Origin of the sequence: Piscibacillus halophilus (genome assembly GCF_900110685.1) — a bacterium.
Classification (GTDB): Bacteria; Bacillota; Bacilli; order Bacillales; family Alkalibacillaceae; genus Piscibacillus; species Piscibacillus halophilus.
Map to the genome: position 1 here is coordinate 14,414 of NZ_FOES01000008.1, position 14,773 is coordinate 29,186.

Below are 14,773 nucleotides of genomic sequence, written 5' to 3' on the forward strand. Positions count from 1 at the left end.
TTAGGCATTTTTGATATATTTTTTCTTATTAACGTAAAAAATGTTATTATAGAATGGGTTTTAAACATTTAACGTAATTTTAGGAGGTAACGTAATGCCAAGTGAAACGTTAAATCAATTTTTGGATGAAAACTTACAGGAATTAAAAGATCAAGGACTCTATAATGAAATCAATGTGGTAGAAGGAGCCAATGGGCCAAAAATCATAATTGATGGAAAAGAGCTCATTAATCTTTCATCTAACAACTACTTAGGTTTAGCAACTGACGAACGCCTAAAAGACGTCGCAAAAAATGCGGTTGATTCTCATGGTGTTGGAGCAGGTGCTGTACGTACAATCAATGGAACACTTGATGTACACGTGAAATTAGAGGAGAAAATTGCTGAATTTAAAGGAACCGAAGCTGCTATTGCTTATCAGTCTGGTTTTAATTGTAATATGGCAGCGATTTCAGCCGTGATGGATAAAAACGATGCGATTTTATCGGACGAGCTAAACCACGCTTCAATCATTGATGGTTGCCGTCTGTCGAAGGCGAAAATTATTCGTTTTAATCATTCGGATATGGATGATTTACGCCAAAAAGCTAAAGAAGCAAAAGAATCAGGTCAATACAATAAAATTATGGTCATTACAGATGGCGTTTTCTCAATGGATGGAGATGTAGCTAAACTTCCTGAGATTGTAGAGATCGCAAAAGAATTTGACCTCATCACATATGTTGATGACGCGCACGGATCAGGTGTGTTAGGAAAAGGAGCTGGAACGGTTAAACACTTCGAGCTGCAAAAGGATATCGATTTCCAAATGGGTACACTTTCGAAAGCCATTGGTGTTGTCGGTGGTTATGTTGCTGGTAAACAGAATTTAATCGACTGGCTAAAAGTTCGTTCTCGTCCGTTCCTATTCTCAACATCTTTATCTCCAGCAGATGTTACAGCTTGTACAAAAGCAATTGATTTATTAATGGAATCAACTGAACTACATGATCGCATGTGGGAAAACGGTGATTATTTGAAAAAAGGTCTTAAAGAATTAGGCTTTGACATTGGGGATAGTGAAACACCAATTACACCGTGTGTGATCGGTGAGGAAAAAGCGACGCAAGAATTTAGTAAACGATTATACGAAGAAGGTGTCTATGCGAAGTCAATCGTATTCCCAACGGTACCTAGAGGAACAGGTCGCGTACGTAATATGCCGACAGCTGCCCATACTAAAGAAATGCTTGATGAAGCAATAGCCGTATATGAAAAAGTCGGAAAAGAAATGGGCTTAATTTAAGCTTTTTGGGGAATTGGAGGATACATCAATGAAGAGGATTTTGATTACGGGAGCGCTTGGCCAAATAGGTTCTGAACTAACGATGGCTTTACGTCAAAAATACGGCTCTGACAATGTCATTGCAACGGATATCCGAGAAGAAGATCTTCCTGTTGTAACAGGCGGTCCTTTTGAAATTTTGGATGTGACTGATTATGACAGAATGTTAGAGTTAGCTAAAAAATATCAAGTTGATACGATTATGCACTTAGCTGCGCTTTTATCTGCTAAAGCTGAGAATAATCCGAAGTTTGCTTGGGATTTAAACATGGGGGGACTCGTGAACGCGCTTGAAGTCGCACGTGAGTTAGACCTGCAGTTTTTCACACCAAGCTCAATCGGTGCATTTGGTCCAACAACGCCAAAAGAGAAAACACCTCAAGATACAATTCAACGCCCGACTACGATGTATGGCGTGAACAAAGTATCAGGTGAATTGTTATGTGATTATTATTACCATCGATTTGGTGTTGATACACGAGGCGTTCGCTTCCCTGGATTGATTTCTTATGTCACAGAGCCAGGTGGAGGCACAACAGATTACGCTGTTGAAATTTATTACGAAGCGCTAAAAAATAAAAAATACTCGTCTTATATTGCTCAAGGCACATACATGGATATGATGTACATGCCAGATGCAATTAATGCGATCATTCAATTAATGGAAGCTGATGGGGACAAACTAGAGCATCGCAATGCGTTTAATGTGACAGCGATAAGTGCAGCTCCTGAAGATTTTGAAAAAGCAATTCAAAAACATATTCCGGATTTTGAACTAAGCTATGATGTGGATCCGGTTCGTCAAAAAATTGCTGACAGCTGGCCTGATTCCATCGATGCAGAATGTGCTTCGAATGAATGGGGCTTTAAGCCAGAGTATGATATCGATAAAATGACAGAAGATATGTTAGAGAAGTTAAAAGAAAAGTTGGGCTAATCGCCCAACTTTTTCTTATTAATTAAAAACTTCATCTAAACGGCTCGCATAAAATTCAAGTGCACGCTGATAGGCTTTGATTGATTGATCATCCGTTGTCTCTAAAAGCTTGGTCATTAAAATTTCAACGGCTAAATCCGTATCACCTAAGTTATATAGCGTCATCGCGAAGAAAATATAAAACGCATTATAGTCAGGATATTCGCTCATTCCAATTTCTAGTGTCTCGCGAGCTTGTTCGTATAAACCAACAGCACGATAACTGCTTCCAAGACTCAATAACGCATCTCGTCTTTGATTACCTTCTAATCCAACATCTAACGCTTGTTTATAAAATGTAATGGCCTGTGGCTCCATGTCACTTTGGTCATGAATAAAAGCTGTTTCTAATAATAATTCTGCATTTTGATTATCTTCTTTTAATAATTCCATCGCCATTTCTCGTGCTTCAATTAATTGACCTTCTTGTCTAAGTTCTTTCACTTTATGTAAATCCAAGTTTTATAACCCCCTTTAAATCCAATTGTATAGGTCGAGCTAATCCTAGGCAAACTAAAACCAGCTTCACCTGTTATATGAACTCATTTTTACTTAAATTTATTTAAATTATATGTCTTAACCAATAAAAATCTATAAGTACGTAACAAATCCTTAGACATAGTTCAAAATGCTATTTTGACTATTTTCGGACAATTAACTACAATTTTCTTTGTGTAAAAAATTCGAAGGGCGAAATGTCTTCGTTTTTGAAAATTAGGAGGAACAGAATGAAAACTAAGAAAAAGTACCATACCGATGACTATCTGGGAACAGGTGTCCAAAAAACTGCTTTGTTTATAAGTGGTGGATTTTTAATCTTATTCTTTCTTATGGCGTTTTTAGCGCCTGATGTTACAGAAGAAGTAGTTGGCGCATCATTTGACTGGTCAGCTAAATATTTTGGTCTCTTCTGGCAGTTACTAATGTTAGCAACATTAATTGTAGGATTATTATTAATGTTTACGAGATATGGACGTGTTAAATTAGGAAAACAAGAAACACCTGAGTTTACGAACTTTCGCTGGATCGCGATGGTATTAACAACTTTACTAGCAAGTGGTGGTGTGTTCTGGGCAGCTAGTGAACCCATGTCACACTTTATTACGACCCCACCTTTATTTAGCGCGGAAAACCTAAGTGATTGGGATCGTGCTGTGCCTGGAGTAGCACAAGCCTTTTTCCACTGGGGCTTTTCAGCATGGGCAGTCTTAGGTACTGTAGCGACGATTGTCTTGATGTACTGCCATTACCATAAAGGTATGCCTCTAAAGCCGAGAACTATTTTATACCCACTAATCGGAGATAAAGTTTTCAAACGTTATAATTTCTTTGGATTAACTGCTGACGTCACCTCGATTATTGCCGTTGCTGCTGGTACGATTGGAGCGATTGGCTTCTTGGGACTACAAGCTGCTTACGCATTCGAACAAGTAACCGGAATCGAAAGTAACTTGTTCATGCAAATTTTATTTATTGTTCTGTTAATCGGAATTGCAACAATCTCTGCTGTGACAGGTGTTGATAAAGGGATTCAGATTTTAAGTCGATTTAATGTTGCCTTTGCGGTTATCTTAATGATCTTAATTTTAATTGTTGGTCCGACGATGTTTATTTTAGATGTTTTCGTTTCAGCAGAAGCTTTTCAGTTACAAAATTACTTAATGATGAGCTTAACCCGCGGTGATGAAGCATGGTTAGCTTGGTGGACCGTTTTCTTCTGGGGTTGGTTCATTGGTTTCGGTCCGATGATGTCAATCTTTATTGCACGTATTTCTCGTGGTCGTACGATTCGTGAACTAATTGTTGCTGTTGCACTAATTTCGCCTCTTGTCAGTAACTTCTGGTTCGCAACATTAGGTGGAACAGGTGTATTTTTTGAAATTGAATCGTCTGGAATTATATCTGGTCCATTAAATGATGTTGGTCAGGAAGCTGCCGTTATGGCAATCTTGAATGAGCTACCGATGAGCGGACTATTTGCGATTGGCTTTTTAATCATTACGATAATATTCGTAGCAACAACAGCTGACTCAATGTCTTATGCATCAGCAGTTGCTGTAACGGGTAATGATGATCCTAGCAAGTACATCCGTGTATTCTGGGCATTAATCTTTGGTGCCGTAGCCGTCGCACTATTGACACTAGGTGAAGGTAGTATCAGTATGCTGCAAAACTTTATCGTAGTCTCTGCTGTGCCAGTGTCACTCTTATTACTTCCGCCCGTTTGGGATTCAGTTAAAATTGCGAACAAAATGGCAATCGAACAAGGAATTAAGGATAAAGAAGATCGTAGTAAATTATAAAAATTGAGAAGAAGCTTTTGCGCGTTGGTCGCGCAAAAGCTTTTTTTCACAATCTGTTTCGCCGAAAATAAATGCTGTTTCGCTAAAAATTCAGATAGTGTCGCCAAAATAAAGCTCAATTTCGCTATAACGGAACGACATCTCGCTAAAAAGACATATACTTTCGCCAAAAACAGCCCAGCTCTCGCGAATCATGTGTAAGGATACACAAGCGTGGTATACTATGAAGTAGAAAAAATTGAAAAAGAAGGTGAAGCCATGGAAGCAAAACCTTGCGTAAATTCTTTAACCGTTAAAAACTCACATGTTTTGCCGCCAGATACCAATAGTCATGGAACGTTGTTTGGTGGACAACTCATGGCCTATATTGATGACGTGGCAGCCATTGCAGCTACTCGACATGCAAGAATGCCTGTAGTAACAGCGTCGACAGATTCAGTTGACTTTTTGAATCCAGTCAAAGAAGGAAACACAATTTGTTTAGAAGGGTATGTTACATATACCCATCGTACATCTATGGAGGTTTTTGTAAAAGCCGTTACAGAAAATTTACTGACAGGAGAACGTCAAGTGTGTACGACGGCCTTTTTAACGATGGTTGCATTAGACGAAAATGGGAAACCTGCTGAAGTCCCACCTGTTTATCCAGAGTCAGAAGAGGAAAAATGGTTGCATAATGGGGCAGCTGAACGTGCGGAGTATCGTCGTAAAAGACGTGAGGATTCGAAGGAATTGGCCGAACGTTTTGGTGCGGATTTCCCATGGGATCCGACAACGAACCGAAAGGCCTAATTGACTTTAAACTTAGCACCATATAAAATGAAATTATAAAGAGGATTGTTGGTGTTAAGATGAAAAAGTCATTAGAAGCGGGAATCGGAAAGTCAGCTCTTCAGTTAGTGTTAGCCAATAGTCATGAGTTAGAAGAGACCAAATCTCGTGTATCAGAAGCAGGATTTACTTATTGTATAGGTAAAACAGGTTCAATGGATATGCAAAAAGTTGTCTCCGCAATTGAGACGGCTGCAAAACGCCAGCATATTATTGATGAAAAGCTTTACCGTGAGATGCACGCATTATACCACGCCATTTTAGAAGCGTTAGAAGGTGTCACAAGAGGTCAAGTTTTACTTGGTGATGTGTTGCGAACCGTTGGATTAAGGTTTAGTGTTGTACGCGGAATGCCTTATGAGAACGAAGCTGAAGGCGAATGGATTGCGGTAGCATTATACGGAACAATTGGAGCTCCGATTCGTGGATTGGAGCATGAAACAACTGGACTTGGTATTAATCATATTTAAATCATAATGCCCAGAGTGATGAGTTAATAGGGGGCTAACCTTCAAGGATGACCTTGAGGGTTAGCCTCATTTTGTTTAAAAAGGGAGTGAAGTTATGGAGTTAACCGGATCTAACCTTGATTTAGAAAAAGTAAAGCATATCGTATATGATTTTGAAACCGTTACCATATCACAGGATTGCCTTGAACAAGTGAAAAAAAGTCGTGCTACTGTTCAAGAATACTTAGATCAGCACCAAATCATTTATGGGATTAATACAGGTTTTGGGAAGTTTAGTGATGTTGAAATCGAAGCGGATGATTTGGATGAACTGCAGCTTAACTTAATTCATTCACATGCATGTGGGGTTGGAGAGCCTTTTTCAGAATACGTTAGTCGGGCGATGATTTTGCTTCGTGCGAATGCCTTGTTAAAAGGGTTTTCTGGAGTAAGACCAGTTATAATCGAAAGATTAATCGATTTATTAAATCACCGAATTCACCCAGTTATTCCACAACAAGGGTCACTGGGTGCCAGTGGAGATTTAGCTCCACTGGCTCATCTTGCATTAGTTTTACTCGGTGAAGGGGAGGTGTTTTATAAAGGAGAGCATGTGCCAACAGCGATTGCCTTTAACCAAGAAAAACTAGATCCCATTCAGCTTAAAGCGAAAGAAGGTCTGGCTCTTATTAATGGAACGCAAGCGATGACCGCAGTGGGAGTGCTGGCTTATCTCGATGCCAAGCAGGTTTTAACCTATTCTGAAAAGATTGCAGCTATGACGATGGAAGGGTTGCAAAGTATAACTTGTGCGTTTGATGACTTAATTCATGCAGCTCGGGGGCATGTCGAACAACGAGAGGTAGCAGAACGGATTCGAGAATATCTCATTGGTAGCAAGCTTACAACCAAACAAGGGGAGAAGAGAGTTCAAGATGCGTACTCAATTCGTTGTATTCCGCAAGTGCTAGGTGCTTCATGGCAGACTTTAAAATATGTCGAGGAAAAACTTGAAACAGAGATCAATGCTGCAACCGATAATCCGCTTATTTTTTCTGATGAAGGAAAAGTGTTATCTGGAGGAAATTTTCATGGGCAATCGATTGCGATTGCCATGGATTTATTAAAAATTGGCATGGCCGAAGTCGCGAATATGTCAGAGCGTCGAATTGAACGACTAGTGAACCCGCAACTTAATGATTTACCCCCGTTTTTAAGTCCAGAACCAGGGTTGCAATCGGGAGCCATGATTATGCAGTACACGGCTGCATCACTCGTATCGGAAAATAAAACACTTGCTCATCCAGCGAGCGTGGACTCGATTCCGTCATCTGCAAACCAAGAGGATCACGTCAGTATGGGGACGATTGGAGCGCGTCATGCTGCTCACATTATTGAGAATGTCAGGCGTGTAATCGCGATTGAACTCATATGCGCGATGCAAGCTGTAGAACTAAGAGGTGGACCTTCGCACATGGCTGAAACAACGAGTAACCTTTATCAAACAGCAAGAGAAATCGTTCCGAGTATTAAACGAGATCGAGTGTTTTCAAAAGACATTGAAAGATTACAAGAGTGGCTACAAGATTAGCAGAAAGAATTTGTCCTTAGTCTCATAGATTGTACTAAGGAGGGATTCATATGACATCGATTTTAAGATTAATTGTATTTAGCCTAATTGGTTTATTTACATTTTTTATTCCAATCACCATCAACGGTAAGTCGAGTATTCCGCTCGATCATATGGTGACATGGGTTCAAACGACGTTTCCAACGCTCGTCCCTTATTATGCGTTAATGGTAATTTTACTCGGAGCGATTTACCCGTTTTATAACAAAACTTGGAACAAGGACACCGTTACTAAGGTCTTTTCGTTATTAAAAGTTGTTGGATTGATTGTTGCCGTGATGTTAATGACGGACGTCGGACCAGCTGTTTTATTTGACCCTAACATTGGACCATTTTTGTATGAAAAGTTAGTTATTCCAGTTGGCGTGCTCGTTCCAATTGGGGCTGTGTTTCTAGCCTTTATCGTCGGTTATGGTCTATTAGAATTTATAGGCACATTGCTTCAACCGATTATGCGTCCTTTGTTTAAAACACCAGGACGTTCCGCGATTGATGCTGTGGCTTCATTTGCCGGAAGCTATTCGATAGCTTTACTTATTACCAACCGGGTTTATAAAGAGGGTAAATATTCTTTGAAAGAAGCCATGGTGATTGCGACTGGGTTCTCGACAGTTTCGGCTACTTTTATGATTGTCGTCGCTTCGACTTTAGGGTTCATGGATATTTGGAACACCTTTTTCTGGACCACGCTACTTATTACGTTTATTGTGACCGCAATCTCGGTTCGAATATGGCCGTTACGAAATGAGGAAGAAGTCTATTATACAGGGACCCCGATTCAAGAGGAAAAAGTCGAGGGAAATATTTTTAAAGCTGCTTGGAATTCAGGTGTTCAAGCGGCAAGTCATGCTCCATCGTTAGGTAAGAATATTTTAACCAATTTAAAAGATGGGTTTGTCATGGTCATGAGTATTTTGCCATCGATTTTATCTGTTGGGTTAATCGGTCTATTATTAGCTGAACAAACCCCCGTGTTCGACTGGTTAGGATATGTGTTTTATCCGATTACAGCCTTGCTTCAAATTCCTGATGCCTTATTAGCTGGAAAAGCGGCGGCGATTGGGATTGCTGAAATGTTCTTACCAGCGTTATTAGTGGCTGAGGCAGCGTTTGTTACGAAATTCGTCGTTGGCGTCACGTCGATTTCGTCAATCTTATTTTTCTCAGCTTCGATCCCGTGTATTTTAGCGACCGAGATTCCAGTTAAAATTTCTAGATTAGTAGTCATATATATTGAGCGCGTCATATTAACGATCATCATCGCGACGCCGATTGCATTTTTACTAGCTTAATAGTTTAAGGAGGAGTATCAAATGTCAAATCCAGTTAAAACAATTCGTGCACCACGAGGGACTGAACTGAATACAAAAGGTTGGGTTCAAGAAGCAGCGTTACGTATGCTGATGAACAATTTGGATCCTGAAGTGGCAGAAAATCCAGATGAATTGGTGGTTTACGGAGGAATAGGAAAAGCTGCTCGCAATTGGGAGAGCTTTGAAGCAATCGTGAGCACACTTAAAAAGTTAGAAGAAGACGAAACATTACTCGTCCAATCGGGTAAGCCAGTAGCCGTCTTTAAGTCGCACAAGGATGCACCGCGTGTATTACTGGCAAACTCTAACCTCGTTCCAGCTTGGGCGAATTGGGATCATTTCCGTGAGCTTGAGAAAAAAGGTCTTATGATGTACGGGCAAATGACAGCAGGAAGCTGGATTTACATTGGAACTCAAGGGATTTTACAAGGTACTTATGAGACATTTGCGGAAGCCGCACGTCAGCATTTTGGAGGCTCACTTCGTGGAACACTGACGGTAACAGCAGGCCTCGGTGGCATGGGTGGGGCTCAACCACTTGCCGTTACGATGAATGATGGCGTTGTCATTACGGTTGAAGTGGATGAGTCTCGCATCAAGCGCAGGATTGAACACCGTTATTTAGATCAAATGGCGACGTCGTTAGATGAAGCACTTGAGATGGCGAAACAAGCTAAAGCTGATGGTCAGCCATTATCAATCGGACTTCTTGGAAATGCAGCAGATATTTTACCAGAACTAGTAGAGCGCGGTGAGATTCCTGATCTAGTGACCGACCAAACGTCAGCTCACGACCCATTAAACGGGTATTTGCCATCAGGTTACTCCATGGAACAAGGCGCTGATCTCCGTCAATCAGATCCAGACCGATATCTTGCGGATTCTCGTGCAAGTATTAAACAGCATGTCCAAGCGATGCTAGATTTGCAGAAAGCAGGAGCCGTGACGTTTGATTACGGAAATAACATTCGTCAGGAAGCTTATAACGAGGGCTTAGAAAACGCCTTTGATTTTCCAGGTTTCGTCCCAGCGTTTATTCGCCCTCAGTTCTGTGAAGGCAAAGGTCCTTTCCGCTGGGCAGCTCTATCGGGGAATCCTGAAGATATTTTTAAAATTGATGAAGTGCTGCTTGAAGAGTTTTCTTATAATGAGCATTTATGCAAGTGGATCCGTATGGCACGTGAAAAAGTGGCATTCCAAGGACTGCCATCACGCATTTGCTGGCTAGGATACGGAGAACGGGCCCGCTTTGGAAAAATCATCAATGACATGGTAGCACGTGGTGAGATTTCGGCTCCTATTGTGATCGGACGCGACCATTTAGATGCCGGGTCCGTAGCTTCACCAAACCGTGAGACAGAAAGTATGAAAGACGGAAGTGATGCTGTTGCAGACTGGCCAATTTTGAACGCGCTCATCAATTCCGTCAATGGTGCAAGCTGGGTATCCGTCCATCACGGAGGCGGTGTCGGCATGGGGTACTCGCTCCACGCAGGAATGGTCATCGTAGCCGATGGAACTGAAGAAGCAGCCGCACGCCTCGAGCGCGTATTAACGTCCGACCCAGGAATGGGAGTGGCGCGCCACGTGGATGCAGGATACGAAATAGCTGAAAAAACCGCTCGAGAAAAAGGCGTGCACATCCCGATGTTGGATGAAAACTAAAATCGCGCATAAATGTAGACCTCGGATGGCTTATAAAAATTTTTCGCTCAAAAATCTAGATTTTCGCTCAATTATTGAGAAAATCGCTCAAAAAAATAAAATATCGCTCAAATATAAATTTTTTCGCTCAATTAATAAAAATATCGCTCAAAAATTAGGAGGATTCATATGGCACAAACGACTCTACTTTATAATATCGGACAATTACTGACGATGGATCAGCACGAAGGCCTTGTTCGTGGTGAGTCAATGGGCTCTTTGGATGTGAAAGAAGACTATGCAGTCTTAATAAAAGATGGAAAAATTGAAGCGGTGGCCCCGACGGATCAATTACAAGATATCGAAGTAGATGAAAAAATAGACTGTGAAGGAAAACTCGTTACACCGGGGCTAGTTGAACCTCATACGCACCTCGTTTTCGGAGGTTCGCGCGAGCATGAAATGGCATTAAAACAACAAGGAGTTCCGTACCTAGAAATATTAAAACAAGGTGGGGGCATTCTGTCGACCGTGCGAGCGACTCGAAAAGCGACTGAAGAAGAGCTATATGAAAAAGCAATGTTCCACCTTAACCGGATGGCGTCTTATGGAATTACGACTGTTGAAGCTAAAAGCGGATATGGCATGGATCGTGAAACCGAGCTTAAACAATTACGCGTAGCGAAAAAAGCAGGGGAAAACCACCCACTGGACCTAGTATCTACGTTCCTTGGAGCACATGCAATTACGGAAGAATACAAGGACAAACCAGATGCGCTTCTTGATGAAATGGCATCCCTTTTTGATCAAATTAAAGAAGAAAACTTAGCTGAGTTTGTCGATATTTTTACTGAAACAGGTGTATTTACTATTGAACAATCTAGACGCTACCTGCAAAAGGCGAAGGACCACGGGTTTGATGTCAAAATCCATGCTGATGAAATTGACCCACTTGGAGGTACACAACTTGCGGTTGAACTCGGTGCAACAACTGGTGATCACCTAGCAGTGGCAACCGACGAAGGGATCGAACAGTTAGCCAAATCAGATACAATTGGTGTGTTGCTGCCTGGAACGATATTTTATTTAGGAAAAGGCGAATTCGCACGTGCGAGGGATATGATTGAAGCGGGCGCTGCGATTGCGATTTCAACAGACTTTAACCCTGGAAGCAGTGTCACGGAAAATATTCAACTGATCATGTCGTTAGCTGCCCTAAAAATGAAAATGACACCAGAAGAGATCTGGCATGCAGTTACCATAAACGCCGCACACGCGATTAACCGTGGTGATCAAGCAGGACAAATTAAAGTCGGACGAAAAGCTGATGTCGTCATTTGGGATGCACCGAACTACCTGTACATCCCGTATCACTATGGCGTGAACCACGTCAACACAGTTTTTAAAGCTGGACAAAAGCTTTATCAACGAGGTGATCTCCTTGTCTAATTTTTTAAAACCTGCAGGAAAAGCAAAGTTTGTCGATCGGTTTACGATAAAAATGAATGAGTTACTCGTTAGTCCTGACAAACACGAGGGTCCAGTTAAGTACGGACTGATTGGGGCACCATTATCCAAGCCATCGATCAGTCATTCGGGAGCATCGATGGCTCCAAGTGCCATTCGAGAAGCGATGGCAAGTTACTCAACATATGCGAATCACAGCGACCAAGATTTTCGCGACATCTCCATAGTCGATTTCGGTGATGTACTTATGCACCCGACCGGCATTCTCGAGTCTCAAGATCGAATCTATCAGTCTGTTAAAGCCGTGTTAGGCCAACATGATATTGAAAACTTTATATTATTTGGCGGTGACCACTCGGTTAGTTTTCCTTCTATAAAAGCCTTAAATGAACAAAAAGGTACTGTCGGTGTCATTCAATTTGACGCCCATCATGATCTACGTAACTTAGAGGATGGTGGGCCAACAAATGGAACACCTTTTCGCAGGTCAATAGAAAATAACGTCTTAAAAGGAGAACATATTGTTCAAATTGGAATTCGTGATTTTACGAATGCAAAAGCTTATGCAGACTATGCCGAAGAACAAGGTGTTCAAGTTTATGCGATGCAAGATGTTCAGCAAAGAGATATTCAATCAATTATTCAAGAATCGCTGGATTATTTAAGTGAAAAAGTAGACTTGATCTATTTATCAGTTGATATGGATGTTTTGGATCAGGCTTTTGCCCCAGGATGTCCGGCTATTGGACCAGGTGGCATGGATAGTCAAACCTTGCTTACGGCCGTTGAAAAAGCAGCAGATCATCCAATGGTAAAGGGAATGGATATTGTTGAAATTGATCCAACCCTTGATATTCGTAACATGACAAGTCGGGTAGCTAGTTACGTTCTTTTTTCCTATATTAAGTCAAAAGACCTAAAAAGATAGAGGATTAATTACTTACTGCGTCGAATAGAATAATGAAAACCGTATATAAAACTATTGGAGTGAACCGACGTGAAAAAGATAAAAAGATGGTGTCTAGGTTTGATTGTAGCCGTGATCGGGTTAGTCGGGTACTTTGTAGTAGAAGCGGCAAGCGAGGATGTTGAGTTCACGAGTGTCAGTCACGCTGGCGTTCAGCACAGTTTGTTGGTTGAGAATGAATATGTCTACATCGGAAAAAATTTAAAGTGGCCAGGAGAAGATTTACCTGTTATTCATAATGTAAGTATTTTGACTAAAGAAGGTGAAGAACTCGATTCTCAAAATGATCATATTCAAATTGAGCTGCTAGTAGATGAGTCTCAACAAACTCAAATCTTGTATGGAGAATTAAGTGACGAACAGACAGAAATCGTTGCTAATTATGAAAAACTACAAGATTATCAAATGACAGAACCTCAAATGACAATGGTCATGCAAGTGAAACTGAAAAATCCACAATATCAGTATCATCTAGACTCGTTGAACATTGAGTACACAATTGACGGAAAGACACGTACGCAACAACTACCACTTAAAAACTTTATATTCCTTTAAGGTTAGGTCATCCATGCCTAACCTTTTTATTTGGAAAAACTTCATATTTTTCTTACAATAAGGAATGAGGTGATGAAGAATGAAAAAAGCAGATATTCAAGCACGAATCGATGAACTAAAAATGGATTATATTCGCATTCAAGGCGATCTCGATAAATTAGAATCAACTGGTGGTAACGTCACGATGTTAGAAAAAACTCTTTCAAGAATGGAAGATGAATTGAACGATTTAAGAAAACAACTTGATAAAGCTAGTGAATAGGTATGAATAACTAGGCCTTGTCTCATAAATTGAGGCAGGGTTTTTATTTTGCTTTGTTGTTCTTTATAAAGAACAGAGTAAATTGAAGAAAAAGTTAGTAATTTTAAGGAAAAAGTGTTTAGTTCTTTAAAAAGAACATAATACGTTCATTATTTAGAATATTTGAACCTATTTCGGGTTTTGCAAATAGGAAATAAGCCTCTATAATTTAAATTGTTCTTAATTAAGAACATATAAGTTATTTTATTTGCCGGTAAGTTCTCATTAACGAATTCAGCTATCATGAAATACTTATTTGATTTTAGCAGGATTGATGAAAGATCAATCGTGTTGAAATAAAAAATGTTTAAACCTCATGTTGGGGAAAAAAGAGGAGGAATTATTTTGAGTATTAAAAAGAAATTAGGAATGGGCGTATTATCAGCAGCACTTGGCATTTCACTAATTGGTGGAGGAACGTTTGCGTATTTTAGTGACACAGAAGAAACAAACAACACTTTTGCAGCAGGTACTTTAGATCTAAGCGTTGATCCAACAACTGTAATTGATGTTGACAATATCAAACCAGGTGACGTAATGGTAAGAGAATTTGAATTAATTAATGGTGGTACATTAGATATTTCTTCAATTGATTTATCAACTGCTTACGAAGTGATTGATGCTGAAGGTAACAACACGGATGATTTTGGTAAACATATTAAAGTATTATTCCTTGAAAACGCAGATAAAACCGGTGATGGCTGGATAATTGGTGACTATAATGATGTAATTGCTGAAACTACCTTATATGATTTACAAAACCAAACTCCGGACGCAGTGGAAAACGTACAAGGTTTCTTTACTCATCTTCTAGGTTTAAATGGTGAAGGTGATGGTTTAGAAGCCGGTACATCAGATCAAATGTATGTTGGATTCGAATTTGTTGACAACGGTGAAGATCAAAACGAATTCCAAGGTGACGCTTTAGAACTTACTTGGACTTTTGAAGCCCACCAAACTGAAGGTGAACTTAGATAACTTTTATAAGGGAGGGGGGTCAACTCCTTCCTTAT

At 40.3% G+C, this 14,773-nt stretch carries 14 protein-coding genes; 13 read left to right on the forward strand and 1 reads right to left on the reverse strand.

All coding sequences use genetic code 11. The features are described from left to right. Window positions 1-94: 94 nt before the first annotated feature. Together BMY57_RS05785 and BMY57_RS05790 are read left to right on the forward strand one after the other, a co-directional pair. Window positions 95-1,285 (forward strand): glycine C-acetyltransferase, encoded by a 1,191-nt coding sequence (locus tag BMY57_RS05785; RefSeq protein ID WP_091773084.1) that lies wholly within the window; start codon window positions 95-97, stop codon window positions 1,283-1,285. 28 nt (window positions 1,286-1,313) lie between these two features. Beyond that, the gene (locus BMY57_RS05790; protein WP_091773085.1) at window positions 1,314-2,261 is read left to right on the forward strand and encodes an L-threonine 3-dehydrogenase; all 948 of its coding nucleotides are present in this window, start codon (window positions 1,314-1,316) and stop codon (window positions 2,259-2,261) included. 18 nt (window positions 2,262-2,279) lie between these two features. Here the strand turns inward: BMY57_RS05790 and BMY57_RS05795 are convergent, their stop codons facing one another. After that, complete coding sequence (locus BMY57_RS05795; protein WP_091773086.1) at window positions 2,280-2,759, reverse strand: tetratricopeptide repeat protein; 480 nt, start codon at window positions 2,757-2,759, stop codon at window positions 2,280-2,282. Between the two features lie 269 nt (window positions 2,760-3,028). On the opposite strand from BMY57_RS05795, the gene BMY57_RS05800 reads away from it, so the two are divergent. From BMY57_RS05800 to BMY57_RS05850, 11 genes are all read left to right on the forward strand, one after another. Next, window positions 3,029-4,603: a BCCT family transporter gene (locus BMY57_RS05800; RefSeq protein ID WP_091773087.1), complete on the forward strand. Its 1,575-nt coding sequence runs from the start codon at window positions 3,029-3,031 to the stop codon at window positions 4,601-4,603. Between the two features lie 258 nt (window positions 4,604-4,861). Further along, window positions 4,862-5,395, forward strand: a complete 534-nt coding sequence (locus tag BMY57_RS05805; protein WP_091773142.1) for an acyl-CoA thioesterase — start codon at window positions 4,862-4,864, stop codon at window positions 5,393-5,395. A gap of 59 nt (window positions 5,396-5,454) precedes the next feature. Beyond that, window positions 5,455-5,904, forward strand: coding sequence for a histidine utilization transcription antiterminator HutP (gene hutP, locus BMY57_RS05810; protein WP_091773088.1), 450 nt, complete (start codon window positions 5,455-5,457; stop codon window positions 5,902-5,904). A 94-nt stretch (window positions 5,905-5,998) separates the two neighbouring features. Continuing rightward, window positions 5,999-7,474: a histidine ammonia-lyase gene (hutH, locus tag BMY57_RS05815; protein WP_091773089.1), complete on the forward strand. Its 1,476-nt coding sequence runs from the start codon at window positions 5,999-6,001 to the stop codon at window positions 7,472-7,474. A 50-nt stretch (window positions 7,475-7,524) separates the two neighbouring features. Further along, window positions 7,525-8,805, forward strand: a complete 1,281-nt coding sequence (locus tag BMY57_RS05820; RefSeq protein WP_091773090.1) for a YjiH family protein — start codon at window positions 7,525-7,527, stop codon at window positions 8,803-8,805. 21 nt (window positions 8,806-8,826) lie between these two features. After that, window positions 8,827-10,491 (forward strand): urocanate hydratase, encoded by a 1,665-nt coding sequence (gene hutU / locus BMY57_RS05825; RefSeq protein WP_091773091.1) that lies wholly within the window; start codon window positions 8,827-8,829, stop codon window positions 10,489-10,491. Window positions 10,492-10,659: 168 nt separating this feature from the next. After that, window positions 10,660-11,919, forward strand: coding sequence for an imidazolonepropionase (gene hutI, locus BMY57_RS05830; RefSeq protein ID WP_091773092.1), 1,260 nt, complete (start codon window positions 10,660-10,662; stop codon window positions 11,917-11,919). Next, the gene (hutG, locus tag BMY57_RS05835; RefSeq protein WP_143063790.1) at window positions 11,906-12,865 is read left to right on the forward strand and encodes a formimidoylglutamase; all 960 of its coding nucleotides are present in this window, start codon (window positions 11,906-11,908) and stop codon (window positions 12,863-12,865) included. The genes hutI and hutG overlap by 14 nt, the downstream gene beginning before the upstream one ends. Before the next feature lie 69 nt (window positions 12,866-12,934). Continuing rightward, complete coding sequence (locus BMY57_RS05840; RefSeq protein WP_143063789.1) at window positions 12,935-13,459, forward strand: hypothetical protein; 525 nt, start codon at window positions 12,935-12,937, stop codon at window positions 13,457-13,459. Window positions 13,460-13,538: 79 nt separating this feature from the next. After that, a complete protein-coding gene (locus BMY57_RS05845; protein WP_091773095.1) occupies window positions 13,539-13,721 on the forward strand; it encodes an SE1832 family protein in 183 nt (60 codons plus the stop codon). A 384-nt stretch (window positions 13,722-14,105) separates the two neighbouring features. Then, window positions 14,106-14,738 (forward strand): CalY family protein, encoded by a 633-nt coding sequence (locus tag BMY57_RS05850; RefSeq protein WP_091773096.1) that lies wholly within the window; start codon window positions 14,106-14,108, stop codon window positions 14,736-14,738. The last annotated feature ends 35 nt before the right edge of the window (window positions 14,739-14,773 follow it).